The organism is Pseudomonas frederiksbergensis, assembly GCF_003732275.1.
In the GTDB taxonomy this organism is placed as follows: Bacteria; Pseudomonadota; Gammaproteobacteria; order Pseudomonadales; family Pseudomonadaceae; genus Aquipseudomonas; species Aquipseudomonas frederiksbergensis_H.
The window spans coordinates 126,483-148,319 of the sequence record NZ_MOBM01000041.1; the positions used below are offsets into that span (position 1 = coordinate 126,483).

Annotated in this window: 19 protein-coding genes; 15 read left to right on the forward strand and 4 right to left on the reverse strand. The window is 60.4% G+C overall.

Going from position 1 to position 21,837, the window contains the following annotated elements; translation table 11 throughout:
* Positions 1-54: 54 nt before the first annotated feature.
* The 4 genes from BK662_RS32625 (at position 55) to BK662_RS32645 (ending at position 4,402) form a co-directional block, all read left to right on the forward strand.
* On the forward strand, positions 55-1,449 hold the full coding sequence (locus BK662_RS32625; RefSeq protein ID WP_123360999.1) for a D-2-hydroxyglutarate dehydrogenase: 1,395 nt from the start codon (positions 55-57) through the stop codon (positions 1,447-1,449).
* A gap of 24 nt (positions 1,450-1,473) precedes the next feature.
* A complete protein-coding gene (locus tag BK662_RS32630; RefSeq protein WP_123361000.1) occupies positions 1,474-2,139 on the forward strand; it encodes a fumarylacetoacetate hydrolase family protein in 666 nt (221 codons plus the stop codon).
* A gap of 261 nt (positions 2,140-2,400) precedes the next feature.
* On the forward strand, positions 2,401-3,330 hold the full coding sequence (locus tag BK662_RS32640) for an SdiA-regulated domain-containing protein (RefSeq protein ID WP_123361002.1): 930 nt from the start codon (positions 2,401-2,403) through the stop codon (positions 3,328-3,330).
* 154 nt (positions 3,331-3,484) lie between these two features.
* Positions 3,485-4,402: an SdiA-regulated domain-containing protein gene (locus BK662_RS32645; protein WP_123361003.1), complete on the forward strand. Its 918-nt coding sequence runs from the start codon at positions 3,485-3,487 to the stop codon at positions 4,400-4,402.
* A 114-nt stretch (positions 4,403-4,516) separates the two neighbouring features.
* Here BK662_RS32645 and rpiA read toward each other — a convergent pair whose 3' ends face one another.
* Entirely contained in the window at positions 4,517-5,191 is a 675-nt protein-coding gene (rpiA, locus tag BK662_RS32650; RefSeq protein ID WP_123361004.1) for a ribose-5-phosphate isomerase RpiA, read from the reverse strand.
* A gap of 349 nt (positions 5,192-5,540) precedes the next feature.
* Between rpiA and ilvA the strand changes: the two genes are divergently transcribed.
* Together ilvA and BK662_RS32660 are read left to right on the forward strand one after the other, a co-directional pair.
* Positions 5,541-7,055, forward strand: a complete 1,515-nt coding sequence (gene ilvA, locus BK662_RS32655; RefSeq protein ID WP_095052484.1) for a threonine ammonia-lyase, biosynthetic — start codon at positions 5,541-5,543, stop codon at positions 7,053-7,055.
* A 39-nt stretch (positions 7,056-7,094) separates the two neighbouring features.
* Positions 7,095-7,523 carry a DUF2269 domain-containing protein gene (locus tag BK662_RS32660; RefSeq protein WP_123361005.1) on the forward strand — a complete coding sequence of 143 codons (429 nt, stop codon included), beginning with the start codon at positions 7,095-7,097 and terminating at the stop codon, positions 7,521-7,523.
* A gap of 105 nt (positions 7,524-7,628) precedes the next feature.
* Here BK662_RS32660 and BK662_RS32665 read toward each other — a convergent pair whose 3' ends face one another.
* Positions 7,629-8,285, reverse strand: a complete 657-nt coding sequence (locus BK662_RS32665) for a histidinol-phosphatase (protein ID WP_123361006.1) — start codon at positions 8,283-8,285, stop codon at positions 7,629-7,631.
* A 143-nt stretch (positions 8,286-8,428) separates the two neighbouring features.
* Here BK662_RS32665 and BK662_RS32670 point away from each other — a divergent pair, with 143 nt between their 5' ends.
* Both BK662_RS32670 and ptsP read left to right on the forward strand, forming a co-directional pair.
* On the forward strand, positions 8,429-8,908 hold the full coding sequence (locus BK662_RS32670; RefSeq protein ID WP_007897732.1) for an RNA pyrophosphohydrolase: 480 nt from the start codon (positions 8,429-8,431) through the stop codon (positions 8,906-8,908).
* Positions 8,909-8,930: 22 nt separating this feature from the next.
* Positions 8,931-11,210, forward strand: coding sequence for a phosphoenolpyruvate--protein phosphotransferase (gene ptsP / locus BK662_RS32675; protein ID WP_123361007.1), 2,280 nt, complete (start codon positions 8,931-8,933; stop codon positions 11,208-11,210).
* A gap of 160 nt (positions 11,211-11,370) precedes the next feature.
* On the opposite strand, the gene BK662_RS32680 is transcribed toward ptsP, so the two are convergent.
* Positions 11,371-12,117: an NRDE family protein gene (locus BK662_RS32680; protein WP_123361008.1), complete on the reverse strand. Its 747-nt coding sequence runs from the start codon at positions 12,115-12,117 to the stop codon at positions 11,371-11,373.
* A gap of 134 nt (positions 12,118-12,251) precedes the next feature.
* Between BK662_RS32680 and BK662_RS32685 the strand changes: the two genes are divergently transcribed.
* The 3 genes from BK662_RS32685 to BK662_RS32695 all read left to right on the forward strand — a co-directional run bounded on the left by BK662_RS32685 (position 12,252) and on the right by BK662_RS32695 (position 14,960).
* Positions 12,252-13,034 (forward strand): sulfite exporter TauE/SafE family protein, encoded by a 783-nt coding sequence (locus BK662_RS32685; protein ID WP_123361009.1) that lies wholly within the window; start codon positions 12,252-12,254, stop codon positions 13,032-13,034.
* Positions 13,035-13,116: 82 nt separating this feature from the next.
* Entirely contained in the window at positions 13,117-13,923 is an 807-nt protein-coding gene (gene lgt / locus BK662_RS32690) for a prolipoprotein diacylglyceryl transferase (protein WP_008007345.1), read from the forward strand.
* 65 nt (positions 13,924-13,988) lie between these two features.
* The gene (locus BK662_RS32695) at positions 13,989-14,960 is read left to right on the forward strand and encodes a thymidylate synthase (RefSeq protein ID WP_123361010.1); all 972 of its coding nucleotides are present in this window, start codon (positions 13,989-13,991) and stop codon (positions 14,958-14,960) included.
* Positions 14,961-15,083: 123 nt separating this feature from the next.
* Here the strand turns inward: BK662_RS32695 and cadR are convergent, their stop codons facing one another.
* Positions 15,084-15,533, reverse strand: coding sequence for a Cd(II)/Pb(II)-responsive transcriptional regulator (gene cadR, locus BK662_RS32700; protein ID WP_123361011.1), 450 nt, complete (start codon positions 15,531-15,533; stop codon positions 15,084-15,086).
* A gap of 84 nt (positions 15,534-15,617) precedes the next feature.
* Here cadR and BK662_RS32705 point away from each other — a divergent pair, with 84 nt between their 5' ends.
* The 4 genes from BK662_RS32705 to BK662_RS32725 all read left to right on the forward strand — a co-directional run bounded on the left by BK662_RS32705 (position 15,618) and on the right by BK662_RS32725 (position 21,799).
* Entirely contained in the window at positions 15,618-17,897 is a 2,280-nt protein-coding gene (locus tag BK662_RS32705; protein WP_123361012.1) for a heavy metal translocating P-type ATPase, read from the forward strand.
* A gap of 16 nt (positions 17,898-17,913) precedes the next feature.
* Complete coding sequence (locus BK662_RS32710; RefSeq protein ID WP_123361013.1) at positions 17,914-18,777, forward strand: LysR family transcriptional regulator; 864 nt, start codon at positions 17,914-17,916, stop codon at positions 18,775-18,777.
* Positions 18,778-18,998: 221 nt separating this feature from the next.
* On the forward strand, positions 18,999-20,075 hold the full coding sequence (locus BK662_RS32720; RefSeq protein ID WP_123361015.1) for a putative 2-aminoethylphosphonate ABC transporter ATP-binding protein: 1,077 nt from the start codon (positions 18,999-19,001) through the stop codon (positions 20,073-20,075).
* Positions 20,075-21,799 carry a putative 2-aminoethylphosphonate ABC transporter permease subunit gene (locus BK662_RS32725; RefSeq protein WP_123361016.1) on the forward strand — a complete coding sequence of 575 codons (1,725 nt, stop codon included), beginning with the start codon at positions 20,075-20,077 and terminating at the stop codon, positions 21,797-21,799. The genes BK662_RS32720 and BK662_RS32725 overlap by 1 nt, the downstream gene beginning before the upstream one ends.
* Positions 21,800-21,837 lie beyond the last annotated feature (38 nt).

Here is a 21,837-nt window from a genome sequence, read left to right on the forward strand (position 1 = left end):
CCTGCGACGTGAAGCGTTCTCAGGATGACCATGAATTGTTCGAGAGTTCTGTCGATGACCAATCCTGCCCTGATTGATGAGCTGAAGACCCTGGTTGAGCCCGGCAAGGTGCTGACCGACGCCGACTCCCTGAATGCTTACGGTAAGGATTGGACCAAGCATTTCTCCCCGGCCCCGACGGCCATTGTGTTCCCCAAGACCACCGAGCAGGTCCAGGCCATTGTCCGTTGGGCCAATGAACACAAGGTGGCGCTGGTGCCGTCCGGCGGTCGTACCGGGCTTTCCGCTGCGGCGGTAGCAGCCAATGGCGAAGTGGTCGTGTCCTTCGACTACATGAACCAGATCCTCGACGTGAACCTGACTGATCGCACGGCCGTTTGTCAGCCAGGCGTGGTTACCGAGCAATTGCAGAACAAGGCCGAAGAGCACGGTCTGTACTACCCGGTGGACTTCGCTTCGGCAGGTTCCAGCCAGATTGGCGGCAATATCGGCACCAATGCCGGCGGGATCAAGGTCATTCGCTACGGCATGACCCGCAACTGGGTGGCCGGCATGAAAGTCGTCACCGGCAAGGGCGATCTGCTGGAACTGAATAAGGATCTGATCAAGAACGCCACCGGCTACGACCTGCGTCAGCTGTTCATCGGCGCCGAAGGCACGCTGGGCTTTGTGGTCGAGGCCACCATGCGCCTGGACCGTGCGCCGAAAAACCTCACCGCGATGGTCCTTGGTACCGCCGATTTCGACTCGATCATGCCGGTGTTGCACGCGTTCCAGAGCAAACTTGACCTGACCGCCTTCGAATTCTTCTCTGATAAAGCCTTGGCCAAGGTCATGGCGCGCGGCGATGTGCCGGCACCGTTCGAATCCGACTGTCCGTTCTATGCGCTGCTGGAATTCGAAGCGACCACTGAAGAAGTGGCCAACCACGCCCTGGAAACCTTCGAGCACTGCGTCGAGCAGGGCTGGGTGCTGGACGGCGTGATGAGCCAGAGCGAAACCCAGTTGCAGAACTTGTGGAAATTGCGCGAGTACATCTCCGAAACCATTTCCCACTGGACGCCATACAAAAACGACATTTCGGTCACTGTGTCGAAAGTCCCGGGGTTCCTGAAGGAAATCGACGCGATCGTCGGCGAACATTATCCGGATTTCGAAATCGTCTGGTTCGGTCACATCGGCGACGGCAACCTGCACTTGAACATCCTCAAGCCGGATAACTTGAGCAAGGACGAGTTTTTCGCCAAGTGCGCCACCGTCAACAAGTGGGTGTTCGAAACCGTCGAGAAGTACAACGGTTCGATTTCCGCCGAGCATGGCGTGGGCATGACCAAGCGTGATTACTTGACCTATAGCCGCTCGCCGGTTGAGATCGAGTACATGAAAGCCGTCAAGGCGGTATTCGACCCGAACGGCATCATGAACCCGGGCAAGATTTTCGCTGCTTGAATCAACGAAACAGGGAGTCGGTCAATGAGCTATCAGCACCAGTATGTCGACGGTACGCGTATTCACTTCCCGTTGGGGAAAGTGGTGTGCATCGGCCGTAACTATGCCGAACACGCCAAGGAACTGGATAATCCGGTGCCTACTGAGCCACTGCTGTTCATCAAGCCGGGCAGTTGCGTGGTGCCGCTGGAAGGCGGTTTCAGCATTCCGACCGAGCGTGGCTCGGTGCATTACGAAGCGGAAATCGCTGTGTTGATCGGCAAGCCGTTGTCGACCAGGCCGAGCCGTGAAGAAGTACTGGATGCCATCTCCGGTATCGCCCCGGCCCTTGACCTGACCCTGCGCGACAAACAGGCCGAGTTGAAAGCCAAGGGCCTGCCATGGGAAATCGCCAAGTCCTTCGACGGCGCGGCGGTGATTGCGCCGTTCGTGGCGGGCAGTACCTTCGCCGACCTGACCGACATCGGCATCCGCCTGACCATCAATGGCGAAGTCCGCCAGGATGGCAACAGCAAGGACATGCTGAATCCGATCGTGCCGATGATCCAGTACATGGCCGGCTGCTTCTCGCTGCAGGCCGGTGACGTGATTCTCACGGGTACGCCGGTGGGCGTTGGTCCGCTGAATGTCGGCGACGAACTGGTGCTCGAATTGCCGGGCGCCAGCCGCTTCACCAGCAACGTGCGCTGACCCGACGCTGAAGCACTGCTGAACCCTGTGGGAGCGAGCCTGCTCGCGATAGCGGTCTGTCATTCGACATCATTGTTGAATGTGCTGGCTTCATCGCGAGCAGGCTCGCTCCCACATTTGTTTCGTGATCGCCCACACAAGGCAATCCCGCCATTTCCCGTTTTTTTCACATTTTGTCCGGATAATTCCGGGGCTTCTGGCGTCTGAGCCAGTCCCAATGTGCTATTACCCATAGCCTGAATTTCTGGAACGCATTCCTGCATGGCCACCCAACCGCTGTCCAAGCTGAAAACTGCCCGCCGCTCGCGCTTTGTCATGCGTTGGTATTCCTGGCTTTTGCTGGTGGCGGCCGCCGTGTATGGCCTCATGTTTGCGATGCATTGGGACGATCGCGGCGTGCTCTGGGTAATGGAGCGTTTCGAAAGCCCGGCCGAACGTCAGGAGAGTGTCTGGCTGCCGGATTACCGGGCGGTGATCGACGCCAAGTTACTGCCGGGCATGGAGAAGGATGAAGCGTCGGACGTGTCTTATGACCCGCAGACCAAAACCCTGTTTGCGGTGATGGGCAAGAACCCGTTTCTGGTCGAATTGACGTTGCAAGGCGACGTGTTACGCAAGATGCCGCTGGTGGGTTGGGGTAACCCGGAAGGCGTGACGGCCATGGGCAACGGTTTGCTGGCGATTACCGATGAACGCAAGCACCTGCTTTCCATCGTCAAGGTCGATGCCGATACTCGCGAATTGAATATCGCCAGTTTCCCGAAATATGACCTGGGTCCGTCGAAGAACCAGAATAAAGCCTTCGAGGCGATCGTCTGGGATGCGCGCAACCAGCAACTGCTGCTGGGTGAAGAGCGTCCACCGGCGCTGTTCAGCTGGAAAAGCGACGGCAGCCAGACCCTCAAGGGCGACAAACAAAAGCTGCCCAGCGACGAACTGGACATCCGTAACCTGTCGGCCTTGGCCATTGATCCACGCACCGGCCATACCCTGGTGCTGTCCGCCGATTCTCACTTGTTGCTGGAATTGGACGAGAAAGGCGAGCAGGTCAGTTTCATGACCTTGCTCGGTGGTTTCAATGGTCTGAAAAAAACCATTCCTCGTGCTGAAGGCGTGACCATGGACGAAGCGGGCACGCTGTACATGGTGAGCGAACCGAACCTGTTCTACCGGTTCGAAAAACAACCGTAGGAGCTGGCGAAGGCTGCGATCTTTTGATCTTTTGGTGCCGATAAAATTGTTGAAAATCAAAAGATCGCAGCCTTCGGCAGCTCCTGCGCCATTAAGCTTGAATTCATACTGCCGTGGTATTTCATCCGCCTGTCTTGTTTCCGAGCTCGCCTGAATGCGCCGACTTGCCCGTCCCAAACCCCTGATGCTGATCCTGTCGGTAATTGCGCTGATCGTGCTGATTGCCGTCGGCCAGTACCTGCGGCTGTTCGAGCGCACCTGGTTCAATGTGCAGGCGTTATGGCAGCCGATGAATGCTCAGTCCGTTGGCCTGGATCAGTATCAGGTAGCGATCGAGGCGCAAGTCATTGAGGGACTGGACGATGATGTTTCGGCACTGACCTTTGATCCCGTACGCAAAAGCCTGTTCACCGTCACCAACAAAAACGCCGAACTGATCGAATTGTCCCTGGAGGGCAAAATCCTGCGGCGTGTGGCGCTGGTCGGGTTTGGCGATCCGGAGGCGGTGGAGTTCATCAGCGCTGACACTTACGTGATCACCGACGAACGCCAGCAGCGGCTGATCAAGATTCATCTGGAGAAGGACACGACGTTCCTCGATGCCGCGGACGCCGAGCAGATGACCCTCGGCGTACACATGAGCGGCAACAAGGGTTTCGAAGGGTTGGCCTATGACTCGGCGGGCAAGCGCTTGTTCGTCGCCAAGGAGCGCGATCCGATGCTGATTTACGAAGTGCAGGGCTTTCCGCATTACAACCCGGAGAAGTCCTACGCGGTGCATGTGGTGAACAACCCCAAGCGCGATGCCGGGATGTTCGTGCGAGACCTGTCGAGCCTGCAGTACGACGAGCGCAGCGGCCATTTGCTGGCGCTGTCCGATGAGTCGCGACTGATTCTGGAGCTGGATGTCGACGGGCGACCGCTGACCACCCTGTCACTGAGCAAGGGGCGTCAGGGATTGCAGAAGACTGTGCCGCAAGCGGAAGGCATTGCCATGGACGACGACGGCACCCTGTACCTCGTCAGCGAGCCGAATCTTTTCTACGTCTTCAAAAAACCAGCACAACCCTGATGGGCACCGAACAACCAATGTGGGAGCGAGCCTGCTCGCGATAGCGGTCTGTCATTCAGCATTGATGTTGAATGATATGGCCTCATCGCGAGCAGGTTTTGCTTTGTGTTTGCCTTACTCGGCGCGCAGGGTTTTCACGCCTTCGCTCGTCCCCAGCAGCAGCAAGTCAGCCGGTCGGGCTGCGAACAAGCCGTTGGTGACCACGCCAACGATCGCATTGATCTGTATTTCCAGCTCCACCGGGTTGGTGATCTGCATGTTGAACACATCGAGGATGATGTTGCCGTTGTCGGTCAGCACGCCTTCGCGGTAAACCGGGTCGCCGCCGAGCTTCACCAGTTGGCGGGCCACGTGGCTGCGGGCCATCGGGATCACTTCCACCGGCAGCGGGAACGCACCGAGGACTGGCACCAGTTTGCTGGCGTCGGCGATGCAGATGAAGGTCTTGGCCACAGCCGCAACAATCTTCTCACGGGTCAGGGCCGCGCCACCGCCCTTGATCAGGTGCAGGTGCTCGTCGCTTTCGTCGGCGCCGTCGACGTAGAACTCCAGGTCGCTGACGGTATTGAGCTCATACACTGGAATGCCGTGGCCCTTGAGGCGGGCGGCGGTGGCTTCGGAACTGGCGACCGCGCCATCGAACGCGCCTTTGTGCTTGGCCAGGGCATCGATGAAGCAGTTGGCGGTGGAGCCAGTGCCGACCCCGACGATGCTCTTGTCATCGAGTTTCGGGAGGATGAAGTCGACGGCGGCCTGGGCTACGGCCTGTTTGAGTTGATCCTGGGTCATGCGGGCTCCGAAGTGCCGAAAGGGGAACGAAAGGCCGGCATTATAGGCCTGGCGATGGGGAAGGTCATTGCCGGTATGTCGAATGGTGACGGGGGGGGCTTGCCTGTGGTGAAGGAGCTTGCTCCCGCTCGGCTGCGCAGCAGTCGTCAAACCTGCTGATGCGGTGTGTCTGAAAGAACGGGGTGTCTGTTTTGGGGAGTGCTTCGCGCTCCAACGGGAGCAAGCTCCCTCGCCACAATGAGTCTCTTGCGCTCGCGAGCGGCTAAAACCACCTGTTTAGTGTGGTCGTCCGCCCAAAAGCCGGGTTAGACTCCTTGGCCCTGCCCAACCCGCTCAGTGATGCTTTCCGATGCTCGAACAGTACGTCAAAAAGATCCTCACCTCGCGCGTTTATGACGTTGCCGTAGAAACCCCATTGCAGACTGCCCGCCAGCTCTCCGAGCGGCTGGGCAACGATATCTGGCTCAAGCGTGAAGACTTGCAGCCGGTGTTCTCGTTCAAGATTCGCGGCGCCTACAACAAGTTGACGCAGCTGAGCGATGAAGAGCGCGCTCGCGGCGTGGTCACCGCGTCGGCGGGCAACCATGCGCAAGGCCTGGCCCTGGCGGCCAAGGTACTGGGCGTGAAAGCGACCATCGTGATGCCCAAGACCACCCCGGAGATCAAGGTCGAAGGCGTGCGCTCGCGCGGCGGCAAAGTGGTGCTGCACGGGGATTCGTTCCCGGAAGCCCTGGCCTACTCGCTGAAACTGGTCGATGAGAAAGGCTACGTCTACATTCACCCTTACGACGATCCCCACACCATTGCCGGGCAGGGCACGGTGGCCATGGAGATTCTGCGCCAGCACCCGGGGCGTCTGGATGCGATCTTCGTTCCGGTGGGCGGCGGCGGGCTGATCGCCGGGATCGCGGCGTACGTGAAATACCTGCGTCCGGACATCAAAATCATCGGCGTCGAACCGGATGACTCCAACTGCCTGCAAGCCGCCATGGCGGCCGGCGAGCGGGTGGTGCTGCCCACCGTGGGGCTCTTCGCCGATGGCGTCGCGGTGGCCCAGATCGGTCAGCACACCTTTGATATCTGCAAAGACTACGTAGACGAAGTCATCACTGTCAGCACCGACGAGATCTGCGCGGCAATCAAGGATATCTACGACGATACCCGCTCGATCACTGAACCTGCCGGTGCCTTGGGCGTGGCCGGGATCAAGAAATATGTCGAGCAACGCGGTGTCACGGGGCATACCTTCGTGGCCATCGACTCCGGCGCCAACGTCAACTTCGACCGCTTGCGCCACGTGGCCGAGCGCGCTGAACTGGGCGAGGGCCGCGAAGCCATCATCGCCGTGACCATTCCCGAGAAACCGGGCAGCTTCAAGGCGTTCTGCGAAGCCATCGGCAAGCGCCAGATCACCGAATTCAACTACCGCTACAACACCGGCAGCGAAGCGCACATCTTTGTCGGCGTGCAGACGCACCCGGAAAACGACCCGCGCAGTGCGCTGCTCGCCAGTCTCACCGAGCAGGGTTTTCCGGTGCTCGACCTGACCGACAACGAACTGGCCAAATTGCACATTCGCCATATGGTTGGTGGGCGTGCTGCTCAGGTTGTCGATGAAGTGGTGCTGCGCTTCGAGTTCCCGGAGCGTCCGGGTGCGCTGTTCAACTTCCTCAACAAGCTCGGCGGGCGCTGGAACATTTCGATGTTCCACTACCGCAACCACGGCGCGGCGGATGGCCGTGTGGTCGCAGGCCTGCAAGTACCGCACGACGAGCGTCATCTGGTACCGGCCGCGTTGGAAGAAATCGGTTACCCATACTGGGACGAAAGCGACAACCCGGCCTATAAGCTGTTTCTCGGCTGAGCGGCTACGCTGATCGGCAGGCCATAAGGAAATCGAACAATGGAAACGTTAACCACCCTTAAAATCGCTCATATGGTGGCGACGGTAGTGCTGTTGATCAGCGCACTGGGGCTGGCGATCTGGGTCTGGCGCGCACGCCGTGGCGGTGATGCGACGGCTCATGGCCGCACCTTGCAACGACCGCTGGTGTTCATCTGGCTATTGATGGGCCTGGCACTGCTGAGCATGCCATTCACCGGTTGGTGGATGGTGCATCTGGTGGGCTGGCCGTTGGGTCAGACCTGGCTGCTGGCGTCCAGTGTGCTCTATACCGTGGCGGCGCTGGGCTGGTTCTGGCTGGTGGTGCGGCTCAATCGGCTGCGCAAGGCGCCCGCTGGGGGGAGTGGGAAGTTTACGTTTGCATTGGCGTTGTTCAGTTTTGTCTGCTTTGTCGCCATTGCGGCGTTGATGGGGGCCAAGCCGGTTTAAGGTTTAAAGACCGAGTCGCTCCAATCGCGAGCAGGCTCGCTCCCACAGGGGATTTGCGTCGATCACAAATCCAATGTGGGAGCGAGCCTGCTCGCGATGGCGATATTAGTCGCGCAACGAAATCACCGGCCAACCACGCTTTTCAGCCTCGGCCCGCAGATTCACGTCCGGATCGACAGCAATCGGATTCGCCACCTGTTCCAGCAACGGCAAGTCATTCATCGAATCGCTGTAGAAATAGCTGTCTTCCAGAGTGTGGCCAGTCTCTTCCAGCCAGCGAATCAACCGGGTCACCTTGCCTTCACGGAAGCACGGAACATCGGTGCTGCGCCCGCTGTAACGGCCGTCGATCATTTCGCATTCGGTGGCGATCAGGGTTTCGACGCCTAAACGTGTGGCAATCGGCCCGGTAACGAATCGGTTGGTGGCGGTGATGATCACCAGCTTGTCGCCGGCCTCACGGTGCTTGGCCAGCAGTTCGATGCCCTTGGGCAGCACGATCGGTTCGATGCAGTCGCGCATGTAGTCCAGGTGCCATTGATCCAGCGTGGCCATCTCGGTGCGGCCGAGAACTTCCAGGCAGAAGTTCAGGTACGCGTCGTTATCCAGCTTGCCGGCCAGGTAATCCTGATAGAACTCGTCGTTGCGTGCCTTGTAGGCGACGGCGTCGAGGAAACCGCGTTCGCACAGATAATCGCCCCAGGCGTGGTCACTGTCACCGCCCAGAAGCGTGTTGTCCAAGTCGAATAAAGCCAGCCGCATTGCAGTTACTCGCTGAAAAGTCTGTAGAAAGGTGTCCAGAATACGGACTTTTCACAAGAGTGCACATAAGGTAGGTCGGCTCGTTGCTGCTTTCACAACCTTTGTGGAACAATGCGGCGACATGCGTTTGCGAGGTTGTTGCCGTGATCGACCCCGATGGTTTCCGCCCCAATGTCGGGATCATTCTGACGAATGATGCCGGCCAGGTGCTATGGGCTCGCCGTATCAATCAAGATGCCTGGCAGTTTCCACAGGGAGGGATCAACCCCCAGGAGACGCCGGAAGACGCCTTGTACCGCGAGTTGAACGAAGAAGTGGGCCTGGAGCGCGAAGATGTTGAAATACTCGCCTGCACCCGGGGCTGGTTGCGCTATCGTTTGCCGCAACGTCTGGTCAGGACGCACAGCCAACCGCTGTGCATCGGCCAGAAGCAGAAATGGTTTCTCCTGCGCCTGATCTCCAACGAGCAGCGGGTGCGGATGGATTTGACCGGTAAACCGGAATTCGATGGCTGGCGCTGGGTCAGTTATTGGTATCCGTTGGGCCAGGTGGTGACATTCAAGCGCGAGGTTTATCGCCGCGCTCTCAAAGAACTTGCCCCGCGCCTTTTAGCGCGCGACTGACGACGGAGTTCGACCCCGAGCCATGCTCAATACGCTGCGCAAGATCGTCCAGGAAGTTAACTCCGCCAAGGATCTCAAGGCGGCGTTGGGGATTATTGTGTTGCGCGTCAAAGAGGCCATGGGCAGCCAGGTCTGCTCGGTCTACCTGCTTGACCCAGAGACCAACCGCTTCGTGCTGATGGCCACCGAGGGCTTGAACAAGCGCTCGATCGGCAAAGTCAGCATGGCACCCAACGAAGGTCTGGTCGGCCTGGTCGGCACGCGTGAAGAACCCCTGAACCTCGAAAACGCCGCGGATCACCCGCGCTACCGTTACTTCGCCGAGACCGGTGAAGAACGCTACGCCTCATTCCTCGGGGCGCCGATCATTCACCACCGTCGCGTTGTCGGCGTGTTGGTCATTCAGCAAAAAGAACGCCGCCAGTTCGATGAGGGTGAAGAAGCCTTCCTCGTGACCATGAGCGCGCAACTTGCCGGCGTTATCGCCCACGCCGAGGCCACCGGTTCGATCCGTGGCCTGGGCCGTCAGGGCAAAGGTATCCAGGAAGCAAAGTTCATCGGTGTACCGGGTTCGCCGGGTGCGGCGGTCGGAACCGCGGTCGTCATGCTGCCGCCGGCCGACCTGGACGTGGTGCCGGACAAGACCATCACCGACATCAACGCGGAACTTGGCCTGTTCAAGACCGCCATCGAGGGCGTGCGCGCCGACATGCGTGCCTTGTCCGCCAAGCTGGCGACCCAGCTGCGGCCTGAAGAACGGGCGCTGTTCGACGTTTACCTGATGATGCTCGACGATGCCTCGCTCGGCAGCGAAATCACCACGGTGATCAAGACCGGTCAGTGGGCTCAGGGCGCGTTGCGTCAGGTGGTCACCGAACACGTCAACCGATTCGAATTGATGGACGACGCCTACCTGCGTGAGCGCGCCTCGGACGTCAAGGACCTGGGGCGGCGCTTGCTGGCTTATTTGCAGGAAGAGCGGCAGCAGACCCTGGTCTACCCCGACAACACCATTCTGGTCAGCGAAGAACTGACGCCGGCGATGCTCGGCGAGGTGCCGGAAGGCAAACTGGTCGGTCTGGTGTCGGTACTCGGTTCCGGTAACTCTCACGTGGCGATCCTGGCGCGCGCCATGGGCATCCCGACGGTGATGGGCCTGGTCGACTTGCCGTATTCCAAGGTCGACGGCATCCAGATGATCGTCGACGGCTACCACGGTGAGGTCTATACCAACCCGAGTGACGTGCTGCGCAAGCAGTTTGCCGAGGTGGTCGAGGAAGAGAAGCAACTGGCGCTCGGTCTGGATGCCCTGCGGGATCTGCCATGCATAACGGTCGACGGTCACCGCATGCCGCTGTGGGTCAACACCGGCCTGCTGGCGGACGTGGCACGGGCACAGAAGCGCGGTGCCGAGGGCGTGGGTCTGTACCGCACCGAAGTGCCGTTCATGATCAATCAGCGCTTCCCGAGCGAAAAGGAGCAGCTGGCGATTTATCGCGAGCAACTCGCCGCGTTCCATCCGCAACCGGTGACCATGCGCAGCCTGGACATCGGCGGCGACAAGGCGCTGTCGTACTTCCCGATCAAGGAAGACAACCCGTTCCTCGGCTGGCGCGGCATTCGCGTGACCCTCGATCACCCGGAAATCTTCCTGGTGCAGACCCGCGCCATGCTCAAGGCCAGCGAAGGCCTGAACAACCTGCGCATTCTGCTGCCAATGATTTCCGGCACCCATGAACTGGAAGAAGCCCTGCACCTGATTCACCGGGCCTGGGGCGAAGTCCGCGACGAAGGCACCGATGTGCCGATGCCGCCGATTGGCGTAATGATCGAGATTCCGGCGGCGGTGTATCAGACCAAGGAACTGGCGCGGCAAGTGGACTTCCTGTCAGTCGGCTCCAACGACCTGACCCAGTACCTGCTGGCCGTGGACCGTAACAATCCACGGGTGGCCGATCTCTACGACTACCTGCACCCGGCAGTATTGCAAGCCTTGCAGAACGTGGTGCGCGACGCCCATGCCGAAGGCAAGCCCGTGAGTATCTGCGGCGAAATGGCCGGTGATCCGGCGGCGGCGGTGTTGTTGATGGCGATGGGCTTCGACAGCCTGTCGATGAACGCCACCAACTTGCCAAAAGTGAAGTGGATGTTGCGTCAGATCAACCTGAGCAAGGCCAAGGAATTGCTGGCTGAGCTGATGACCATCGACAACCCGCAAGTTATCCACAGCTCGCTGCAGTTGGCGCTGAAGAACCTTGGGTTGGCGCGGATGATTAATCCGGCTTCGGTTAAAACCCTTTAAAAGGCTGAAGGCCTGTGGCGAGGGAGCTTGCTCCCGTTCGGCTGCGAAGCAGTCGTAACCCGGCTAATGCGATCTTTCTGAAAGAGCGCATTGGCCGGATCGGGAGCGCTTCGCACTCCAGCGGGAGCAAGCTCCCTCGCCACAATTAATCGCCCGAGCTTCAAATCCTGATCTCTACCTCCCCCAAATGCCCCCCATACGGCCCGAAACTCCTTTCGACCATATGCCGCGCCCCATCTGCCTGAACAATCAACGCCGTGCTCGCCCGTGTCCCGTAAGTCGGGCTCTTGATAAACACGCTCGACAACAACGTCTCGGTAGCCTGCCCCACGCCGGTGTCCGGCAGTTCGGCAAGCGGTGCCGTTTGCGGGTCGCTGAGCAAGGCCAATAGCGCCTGCGGCTGCGGATCGCCCAACACCTCGCTCAATGCTGCCTTGGCCTTGAGCACTTTCGGCCACGGCGTATCCAGCCCCGCGTTCGATAACCCATAAATGCCTGGTTGGAGCATGACCGCCTCTGTCTCCCGGGCATTGAAGTGCCACAGCTCGTTGGTATTGCCGATTAGCAGGTTAAACCCGGCATATTCCAGCGAACGTGCAACAACGTCGCTCAAGTAGTCGTCAATCGACATGTCCCCGCTGAGAAACTGCGCCACCAGTTCGCCTCGCGATTTGCGCGCTGGCGGTTGAAGGGGATCACGGATGTTGGTCAGCGCGGCGAAGCGCCCGTTGGCGCCGACACCGAGCCACGTACCGCCAGCCTCAAGGTCGCGACCGGCGTACACGTGCGGGGCTTGCGGCCATTGCGCCAGGGGCAGGCTGGGCCGGGCATAGAATTCGTCGCGGTTGGCCGCCACGATCAGTGGCTGGGCATGACCCGGCCGCCAGGCAAAAACAATCAGGCACATAAGGTGGTCCTTGTGTGTTTTTTGCTCACTCTACGCAGACATCGCTCATCGATCCATCGCCATCCACAGTGGAGCCCGAGGCCATGCTTCCGTTACCATGCCGCTCCTGATTCGGGATGCTTGGGGATGCGGCCATGGAATTTCTGCTCTATCTGGCGCTGGGCGCCTGTGCGGGCGTGCTGGCCGGGCTGTTCGGGGTAGGCGGCGGGATCATCATTGTTCCGGTGCTGGTGTTCAGTTTCACCTTGCAGGGGTTTGATGCCTCGATCCTGACGCATCTGGCAGTCGGCACCTCGCTGGCGACAATCATCTTTACGTCGGTCAATGCGGTTCGCGAGCACCATCGCCGCGGCGCCGTGCGTTGGCCGATTTTTGCCTGGATGACCCTCGGCATTCTGATCGGTGCCGGTTTCGGCGCGTTGACTGCCGAAGCGATTTCCGGGCCGCATTTGCAGAAGATCATTGGTGTATTTGCGCTGATCATCGCCGTTCAACTCGCTTTGGACTTCAAACCCAAGGCCAGCCGAACGGTGCCGGGTAAAGTCGGTCTGACCGTGGCCGGCAGCGTCATTGGCTGGGCTTCGGCGATTTTCGGGATCGGCGGCGGCTCGTTGACCGTGCCGTTCCTGACTTGGCGCAGCGTGCCGATGCAGCAGGCGGTGGCCACTTCGTCGGCCTGTGGCCTGCCAATCGCCCTGGCCAGTGCATTAAGTTTCATGATTCTGGGGTGGCACGATCCACTGCTGCCGGCCCATAGTCTCGGTTTTGTTTATTTGCCGGCGCTGCTGGGGATCGCCCTGACCAGCATGGTTTTCGCCCGCCTCGGTGCGCGACTGGCCCACACGCTGTCGCCGCGCTTGCTGAAAAGACTGTTTGCCGCTTTGCTGTTTTGCGTCGGCTTGAGCTTCTTGCTCTGACGCGTAGCGCAATCCTGGCTTAATCCTGGCGTGACAGCGTCGCCCGGGAATTTGAAGGTTTCAACTCTAACGAGGAGTCGCAATGCTGCCTTACCCGCAGATCGACCCGGTGGCCCTGGCCATCGGTCCGCTGAAAATCCACTGGTACGGCCTGATGTACCTGATCGGCATCGGCGGTGCGTGGTGGCTGGCGTCACGCCGGCTGAACCGCTTCGACCCGACCTGGACCAAGGAGAAACTCTCCGACATGGTGTTCTGGATGTCGATGGGTGTCATCGTCGGTGGCCGCTTGGGTTATGTGCTGTTTTACGATCTGAACGCCTATCTGGCCAACCCGACCCTGATCTTCGAAGTGTGGAAGGGCGGCATGTCGTTCCACGGCGGCTTTATCGGTGTGATGCTGGCGGCGCTGTGGTTCGGTAAAAAGAACGACAAGTCGTTCTTCCAGCTGATGGACTTCGTCGCGCCGATGGTGCCGATCGGCCTGGGTGCCGGGCGTATCGGTAACTTCATCAACGCCGAGTTGTGGGGCAAGGCGACCGACGTGCCGTGGGCGATGGTCTTCCCGACCGATCCGGCGCAACTGGCACGTCATCCGTCGCAGCTGTACCAGTTCGCGCTGGAAGGCGTGGCGCTGTTCGCGATCCTCTGGCTGTTCTCGCGCAAGCCGCGGCCGACCATGGCAGTGTCCGGGATGTTCGCGCTGTTCTATGGCATCTTCCGTTTCATCGTCGAATTCGTTCGCGTGCCGGATGCGCAACTGGGTTATCTGGCCTGGAACTGGCTGACCATGGGCCAGGTGCTGTGCGTACCGATGATCGTCGGCGGGCTGTTCCTGATCTGGCTGGCTTATCGACGCGCCCCGGCGGCCCCCGCAGCTGCTGTATAAGAAGCAGGCGCTATAAATTCGAACCCCGGGGGCTTTGGCCCCGGGTTCAAGGACACAGGTAATTCATGAAGCAATATCTCGAACTGGTCGCCCACGTCATCAAGAACGGCACCAAACAGGCCAACCGCACCGGCGTGAACACCATCAGCTTTCCGGGCGCGATGCTGCGCTTCGATCTGCAGGAAGGTTTCCCGGCGATCACCACTCGCAAAATGGCCTTCAAATCCGCCATCGGCGAGATGTGCGGTTTTCTGCGCGGGGTGAACAACGCCGCCGAGTTCCGTGCGCTGGGCTGCAAGGTCTGGGACCAGAACGCCAACGAAAATGCGCAGTGGCTGGCCAACCCGTTCCGTCAGGGTGAAGACGACCTCGGTGAGATCTACGGCGTGCAATGGCGTAAATGGCCAGCGTACAAGCAGATCCCGGTCAGCAACCAGGCCGCCATCGAGCAGACGTTGAGCCAGGGTTATCGTCAGATTGCCGAAGGCTCCGAGGCCGGTCAGGCCTACGTGGTGCTGTACAAGGCGATCGACCAGATCCGCCAGTGCGTCGACACTATCATCAAGGACCCAGGCAGCCGTCGCATCCTGTTCCACGGTTGGAACGTTGCGCAGCTCGACGAAATGGCGCTGCCACCGTGCCACTTGCTGTACCAGTTCCACCCAAACGTCGAGACCAAAGAGATCTCCCTGACCCTCTACATCCGCTCCAACGATCTGGGCCTGGGCACGCCGTTCAACCTTACCGAAGGTGCCGCGCTGCTGAGCCTGATCGGTCGCCTGACCGGTTACACACCGCGCTGGTTCACCTATTTCATCGGCGACGCCCACGTCTACGAAAATCACCTGGACATGCTCAACGAACAGCTCAAGCGCGAGCCGTTCCCGATGCCGAAACTGGTGATTTCCGACCGCGTGCCGGAGTTTGCCGAGACCGGTGTTTATCAGCCGGAGTGGCTGGAGCAGATCGAGCCGAGCGATTTCTCGCTGGAAGGCTATGAGCACCACGCGCCGATGACTGCGCCGATGGCGGTTTAAGATTTAGCGCAATCCTTGTGGGAGCGAGCCTGCTCGCGATGAGGCCGTCACATTCAGCATTATTGTTGACTGTCAGGCCGCCATCGCGAGCAGGCTCGCTCCCACATTTGATTTGTGGTGTTCTTAGTGGCCGTGACTGCGCCCGACATGGGAATGCTCAACCTCCGTCGCCACAACCCCGCCGCTCACTTCCAGCCGCTGCAAAATCCCGCACTGATCGATATCCTGCCCTTCGCTGCAGCGTTGGCGCAGGTCGAGCAGTTGTGTCTGCAAGGCCAGCAAACCGTCGATCCGTGCCTTCACATGGTGGATGTGCTCGTCGATCAACGCATTGACGTTTTCGCATTGATCCTGCGGGCTGTCGCGCAGGGCCAGCAGGCTGCGGATTTCCTCAAGGGTCATGTCCAGGGTTCGGCAATTACGGATGAAAGTCAGGCGCTCGGCGTGGGCCTGGGTGTAGACGCGGTAATTGCCATCGCTGCGGGCCGGCTCCGGCAGCAGGTTTTCGCGCTCGTAGTAGCGGATGGTTTCCACAGCGCAGTCGGTGAGTTTCGCCAGTTCTCCGATTTTCATCGCGACAATCTCCAAAAGGATGCTTGACCCTATAGTGGCTACAGGGTCTTTACTTGGCAACAGGCACCTTCATGGACGCGACCAATGAGCGATTCTCTTCACACCCACAAACCCGAGGCCGGGCACGATCACAGCCACAAGCTGCAGCCTGTGCGCCAGCATGGCCATGGAAGCCACGGGGATTCCTGCTGTTCCTCCAAAGCAGCGGCACCTTCGCGGATTGTGTTGAGCGAGACGCCGACCGCCGGTGCGCGGCTGAGCAGTTTCCGCATTGAGGCGATGGACTGCCCGACCGAGCAGACGCTGATCCAGAACAAACTCGGCAAGCTTTCGGGTGTGCAGCAACTGGAATTCAACCTGATCAACCGGGTGTTGGGCGTGACCCATGACCTGCCAAGCACCATGCCGATCATCGATGCGATCAAGTCCCTCGGCATGCACGCCGAGCCGATGGAGCAGGGTGCTGAAGCGCCGGCGTCGAGCCCTGAACCTGCGAAAAAGCCTTGGTGGCCGCTGGCGCTGTCCGGCGTCGGGGCACTGGCCGCTGAACTCATTCACTTCACCAATGCGGCGCCGAACTGGGTGGTGGCGGTTATTGCGCTGATCTCGATCCTCAGCGGTGGCCTCAGCACTTACAAAAAGGGTTGGATCGCCCTGAAAAATCTCAACCTGAACATCAACGCGCTGATGAGCATCGCAGTGACCGGCGCGATTCTGATCGGTCAGTGGCCGGAAGCGGCGATGGTGATGTTCCTGTTCACCGTGGCCGAGTTGATCGAAGCCAGGTCTCTGGACCGGGCACGCAACGCCATCGGTGGGCTGATGCAGATGGCCCCCGAACAAGCCACGGTGCAGCAGGTCGACGGCAGTTGGGTCGCCCAACCGGTTAAAAACATCGAACTGGGTGCGCGAGTGCGGGTGCGTCCCGGCGAACGGATCGGTCTGGACGGCGAAGTGCTGTCCGGCAACTCGACCATCGATCAGGCGCCGATCACCGGTGAAAGCCTGCCGGTAGAGAAAACCATCGGCGACAAGGTGTTCGCCGGCACCATCAACCAGTCCGGTTCGCTGGAATATACCGTGACTGCCGCGGCGAACAATTCGACCCTGGCGCGGATTATCCACGCCGTGGAGCAGGCCCAAGGGGCGCGGGCGCCGACCCAGCGTTTCGTCGACGCCTTCTCGAAAATCTACACCCCGGCGGTGTTCATCCTGGCCCTGGCCGTGGCGGTGATCCCGCCGCTGTTCATGGACGCGTTGTGGTTCGACTGGATCTACCGGGCGCTGGTGTTGCTGGTGGTCGCCTGCCCGTGCGCATTGGTGATTTCCACTCCAGTGACCATTGTCAGCGGCCTTGCGGCAGCGGCGCGCAAAGGGATTCTGGTCAAGGGCGGCGTCTACCTGGAGCACGGCCACAAACTCGATTACCTGGCCCTCGACAAGACTGGCACGCTCACCCATGGCAAACCGGTGCAGACCGACTACTTGTCCCTCGACCCGACCGCGGATGAAACAGCCCCGGCCATTGCGGCGGCACTGGCCGGCCGTTCGGATCACCCGGTATCGCTGGCCATCGCCAATGCGGCTGTGGATGCCGTTGTGGATAGCCAACGCGCGCCGCTGATTGTGGATAACTTCGAAGCCCTGGCGGGTCGTGGTGTGCGCGGCGAAATCAACGGTGAGGTCTACCACTTGGGTAACCACCGCCTGGTGGAAGATTTGGGCCTGTGTTCTCCAGCGCTGGAAGAGAAGCTGTTCGCTCTGGAGAAACAGGGCAAGTCCGTGGTGCTGTTGCTGGACAAATCGGGTCCCTTGGCACTGTTTGCCGTCGCGGACACAGTGAAAGCATCCAGTCGCGAAGCGATCCAGCAATTGCATGAACTGGGCGTCAAAACCCTGATGCTGACCGGCGACAACGTTCACACCGCTCAGGCCATCGCCGCTCACGTGGGCATCGATCAGGCGCAGGGCGATCTGTTGCCGACCGAGAAGCTGCAAGCCATCGAAAAACTGTATGCCCAAGGCCATCGTGTCGGGATGGTCGGCGACGGCATCAACGACGCCCCGGCACTGGCGCGGGCCGAGATCGGTTTCGCCATGGCAGCCGCTGGTACTGACACCGCCATTGAAACTGCTGATGTCGCCCTGATGGACGACGATCTGCGCAAAATTCCGGCTTTCATCCGCCTGTCGCGGCAGACCTCGAATATCCTCAAGCAGAACATCGCCCTGGCATTGGTCATCAAAGCGATCTTTCTTGGGGTAACCTTCGCCGGGATCGCCACCATGTGGATGGCGGTGTTCGCCGACATGGGCGTGAGCCTGTTGGTGGTGTTCAATGGTTTGCGCCTGTTGCGCAAATAGACGATGAGGGAAGGGTGTGCTGAGTGCCGAGCTGAAGGCGTTTTATATGGTTGCCCGGTTGGGCAGCATTACCCTGGCGGCGAAAAAGCTCGGCTTGAGCCAACCGACGGTGACGACCCAGATTCGGCATCTGGAAAGCCAGTACTCGGTTGAATTGTTCTACCGTGGCGGCCGCCGCCTCAGCGTCAGCGACGAAGGCGCGCGGTTGTTGCCGATGGTCAAGGCGCTGTTGCAGCAGGAAGCCGACATCGAGTTCTTCCTGCGCAACAGCGGTCAGGTACAGGGCACGTTGCGCATCGCTGCCACGGCGCCGTATTACATCCTCGATCTGGTGAAGACCTTTCGCGAGCGCTTGCCGCAGGTGGAGGTGTCGGTGGAAATCGGCAACTCCCAACAGGTGCTCGAAGCTCTGGAGGATTACCGGGTCGATGTCGCTGCGTCCTCGCAGTTGCTGGACGATGCGCGACTGATTCGCCGGGTGCTCGGCAGCGATCCGCTGGTGCTGGCGGTGCATCGTAATCATCCGCTGGCGGTGCATGATCATGTGCCACTCAGTGCGTTGGCGGGGCATACCTTGTTGATGCGCGAGTCGGGCTCGACCACTCGGCGCTTGACCGAAGAATTGCTGGCCAGCGCCGGGGTGAGTTTCGGGCCGCTGCTGGAGATTGGCAGCCGGGAGTCGATCCGTGAGGCGGTATTGCGCAACATCGGTATCAGCATCATCGCCCGGCAGGAAGTGCCGCACGATCCGCAATTGCGGGTGCTGACCATCGAAAATGCGCCGCAGATTCCTGAGTATTTGTACTGCCTCAAGGAGCGAAAAGGTGCGCGGCTGCCGGCGGCGTTTCTGGGGTTGGCGCAAGAAATGGCTCCGGCTTAAGTCCTGCGGTGACCGGGCTGGCCCCATCGCGAGCAGGCTCGCTCCCACAGGGGAATGCGTTCAACTGTGGGAGCGAGCCTGCTCGCGATGGCGTCCGCCTAATCGCCGCCACATCCAACCCAAATCCCCGAATACCACTATCGGCCGTTTTTGCCTTACTGCCACATGACGGACGCATTGCAAACCTAGGATGGCCCTCATCTGTTTGATGAGGTCTGTCCATGAACCACTCGACTGCAACTGCCCTGACCAACCCCGGTGCGCCGATGAAAGTGCGCGGCGTGCAGAAACGCTTCGGCGCATTCACCGCGCTGGATAACGTCTCCCTCGACGTGGCGGCCGGTGAGCTGGTGTGCCTCTTGGGGCCGTCGGGCTGTGGCAAAACCACCTTGCTGCGCTGCATCGCCGGCCTTGAGAAACAAGACAGCGGCGAGTTGTACCTCGGCGATCGCGACGTTTCCCATCTGGCGCCTCAGGCACGGGACTACGGCATTCTCTTCCAGTCCTACGCACTGTTCCCCAATCTCAGCGTCGAAGCGAACATCGCCTACGGCCTCGCCGGCAGCGGTCGCGATGAAGCGCGTCGGCGCGTCGGTCAGATGCTGGAACTGGTCGGCCTGATCGGCAGTGAGAAAAAATACCCTGGTCAGTTGTCCGGCGGTCAGCAGCAGCGGGTCGCACTGGCTCGGGCCTTGGCGCCGGCACCATCCTTGTTGCTGTTGGACGAACCGATGTCGGCGCTCGACGCCCGGGTCCGCGAGCATCTGTGCACCGAACTGCGCCAATTGCAGCGCAACCTCGGTGTCACCACCCTGATGGTCACCCACAATCAGGACGAAGCCATGCTGATGGCCGACCGCATCGCCGTGATGAACAACGGCAAGGTCGAGCAGTACGCCACGCCACAGGAAATCTATGACCGCCCGGCCACACCGTTTGTGGCCGAGTTCGTCGGTCAGGGCAACTGGCTGCCATTCCACCGGAGCAGCGACAGTCATGCCCAGGTCGGCGGGATGAACATGCGCCTGGCTGAAGGCAGCGCTAAAACTGCCTCGGGCCGTTTGTTCTGCCGCCCCGAGGCGATCAACGTCAACCCGCCGGTGCATGAAGAAAACCTGTTCCCGGCCAAGGTTCGCGAGATTACTTTTCTCGGCAACCGCTGCCGCATGAGCTTCGAACTCGATCAACTGCCGGGCCATGCGTTACTGGCGGAACTGGCGCCGGAAGCCATGCCGCGTCTTGGCGCGCAGCAGATCATGGTCGCCTTGCCGCCGCGCAGCCTGCAGGTGTTTGCCTGATGAGCGCGAACGTCGCGCTGCCGATACCGCACAAGCAGGTTCGGCAGACCTCCCCTGCCGAGATCGGCGACCGGCTATTCGTGGTCGGCGGCAAGGTTCTGTTGCTGGTGTTGCTCGGCGTTGCGGTGTTGATGCCGTTGCTGGCGATCTTCTGGCGTGGTTTCAGCTCTGACGCCGGGCAGGGCGGTGGTCTGGTGGCTGCCCGTGAACTGCTGACCAGTACGAATTTCCACTGGTTGCTGGGCAACAGCCTGAAAGTTTCTTTCAGCGTCGCGGCCATCGTCGTACCGCTGGCCTATCTGTTTGCCTACGCTCTGCAACGCACATTGATTCCCGGTAAAGGCATCTGGCGCGGCATGTCGCTGTTGCCGCTGATGTCGCCGTCGATGCTGCCGGGGATTGCGCTGGTATATCTGTTCGGCAATCAGGGCATGCTGCGCGGTTTGCTCTCGGACAACATCTACGGCTTCTGGGGCATTGTTCTGGGCGAGGTCATCTACACCTTCCCACACGCTTTGATGATTTTGCTGTCGGCGCTGTCCCTGGCGGATGCGCGACTGTTCGATGCTGCTTCAAGCATGGGTGCCAGCCCGGCGAAAGCTTTTCGCAGCATCACCTGGCCGGCGACCCGTCAGGCGGTGTTCGCGGCGTTTTGCCTCGTCTTCACCCTGACCATCACCGACTTCGGCGTGCCCGTGGTGGTCGGTGGCGACTATCAAGTGCTGGCACTGGAAGCCTACAAAGCGGTGGTCGGCCAGCAACAATTCGGTCGCGGCGCGCTGATCGGCATGGTCTTGCTGTTGCCGGCGCTGTTCAGCTTCGGCGTCGACGCCTGGCTGCGTCGGCGCCATGGCGATTCCATGAGCGGTCGGGCGCAAGTGTTTCAACCGGCGCCATCGAAGCTGCGCGACGGTTGTTATCTGGCCATCGTGCTGTTGATCTGCGCGGTATTGCTGCTGGTGTTCGGCATGGCGGTGTACTCGTCGCTGGTGAAATTCTGGCCGTACAACCTGTCGCTCTCGCTCAACCATTACCAGTTCAACGACACGGCGGGCGGCGGCTGGCTGGCTTACGGCAACAGCGTGAAGATGGCGTTGTGTACGGCGTTGATCGGCAGTGTGCTGATCTTCACTGGTGCTTACCTGATGGAAAAAACCAAGGGCCAGCGCGGACTGAATCTGACCCTGCGCATGCTCAGTTTCGTACCGATGGCGGTACCGGGTCTGGTGCTGGGCCTGGGTTACGTCTTCTTCTTCAACCTCAGCGGCAACCCGCTGCATGTGCTCTACGGGACCATGACCCTGCTGGTGGTCTGCACCATTGCTCATTATTTGACCACCGCACAAATGACCGCCACCACCGCGCTGCGCCAACTCGATGCCGAGTTCGAAGCCGCCGCGCTGTCGCTCAAGGCGCCGCTGTATCGGCATTACCTGCGGGTGACCGTGCCGATCTGCCTGCCGGCATTGCTGGACATCGTGCGCTATCTGTTCGTCTCGGCCATGACCACCGTCTCGGCGGCGATCTTCCTCTACAGCCCCGACACCATCCTCGCGGCGGTGGCGGTGCTGAACATGGACGACGCTGGCAATGTCGGCGGCGCGACGGCGATGTCGACCCTGATTCTGTTCACCTCGGCGGGCGTGTCCCTGCTGCTGGCCTGGGCCTCACGCGGTTTGTTGCGCCGCTCCCAAGCCTGGCGGCAGACCGCGCCCGGCCACTGATTTGCCCCCCCCCACATCTCAACTCAAACAGGAAACGA

Excerpts from the sequence above, each read along its gene's own strand:
- BK662_RS32680 (WP_123361008.1), bottom strand. The coding sequence starts at position 12,117 with ATGTGCCTGATTGTTTTTGCCTGGCGGCCGGGTCATGCCCAGCCACTG.
- BK662_RS32725 (WP_123361016.1), top strand. The coding sequence starts at position 20,075 with ATGAGCGCGAACGTCGCGCTGCCGATACCGCACAAGCAGGTTCGGCAG.
- cadR (WP_123361011.1), bottom strand. The coding sequence starts at position 15,533 with ATGAAAATCGGAGAACTGGCGAAACTCACCGACTGCGCTGTGGAAACC.
- rpiA (WP_123361004.1), bottom strand. The coding sequence starts at position 5,191 with ATGACCCAGGATCAACTCAAACAGGCCGTAGCCCAGGCCGCCGTCGAC.
- BK662_RS32695 (WP_123361010.1), top strand. The coding sequence starts at position 13,989 with ATGAAGCAATATCTCGAACTGGTCGCCCACGTCATCAAGAACGGCACC.
- BK662_RS32630 (WP_123361000.1), top strand. The coding sequence starts at position 1,474 with ATGAGCTATCAGCACCAGTATGTCGACGGTACGCGTATTCACTTCCCG.
- BK662_RS32625 (WP_123360999.1), top strand. The coding sequence starts at position 55 with ATGACCAATCCTGCCCTGATTGATGAGCTGAAGACCCTGGTTGAGCCC.
- BK662_RS32705 (WP_123361012.1), top strand. The coding sequence starts at position 15,618 with ATGAGCGATTCTCTTCACACCCACAAACCCGAGGCCGGGCACGATCAC.
- BK662_RS32665 (WP_123361006.1), bottom strand. The coding sequence starts at position 8,285 with ATGCGGCTGGCTTTATTCGACTTGGACAACACGCTTCTGGGCGGTGAC.
- BK662_RS32640 (WP_123361002.1), top strand. The coding sequence starts at position 2,401 with ATGGCCACCCAACCGCTGTCCAAGCTGAAAACTGCCCGCCGCTCGCGC.
- BK662_RS32720 (WP_123361015.1), top strand. The coding sequence starts at position 18,999 with ATGAACCACTCGACTGCAACTGCCCTGACCAACCCCGGTGCGCCGATG.
- lgt (WP_008007345.1), top strand. The coding sequence starts at position 13,117 with ATGCTGCCTTACCCGCAGATCGACCCGGTGGCCCTGGCCATCGGTCCG.
- ilvA (WP_095052484.1), top strand. The coding sequence starts at position 5,541 with ATGCTCGAACAGTACGTCAAAAAGATCCTCACCTCGCGCGTTTATGAC.
- BK662_RS32685 (WP_123361009.1), top strand. The coding sequence starts at position 12,252 with ATGGAATTTCTGCTCTATCTGGCGCTGGGCGCCTGTGCGGGCGTGCTG.
- BK662_RS32660 (WP_123361005.1), top strand. The coding sequence starts at position 7,095 with ATGGAAACGTTAACCACCCTTAAAATCGCTCATATGGTGGCGACGGTA.
- BK662_RS32645 (WP_123361003.1), top strand. The coding sequence starts at position 3,485 with ATGCGCCGACTTGCCCGTCCCAAACCCCTGATGCTGATCCTGTCGGTA.
- ptsP (WP_123361007.1), top strand. The coding sequence starts at position 8,931 with ATGCTCAATACGCTGCGCAAGATCGTCCAGGAAGTTAACTCCGCCAAG.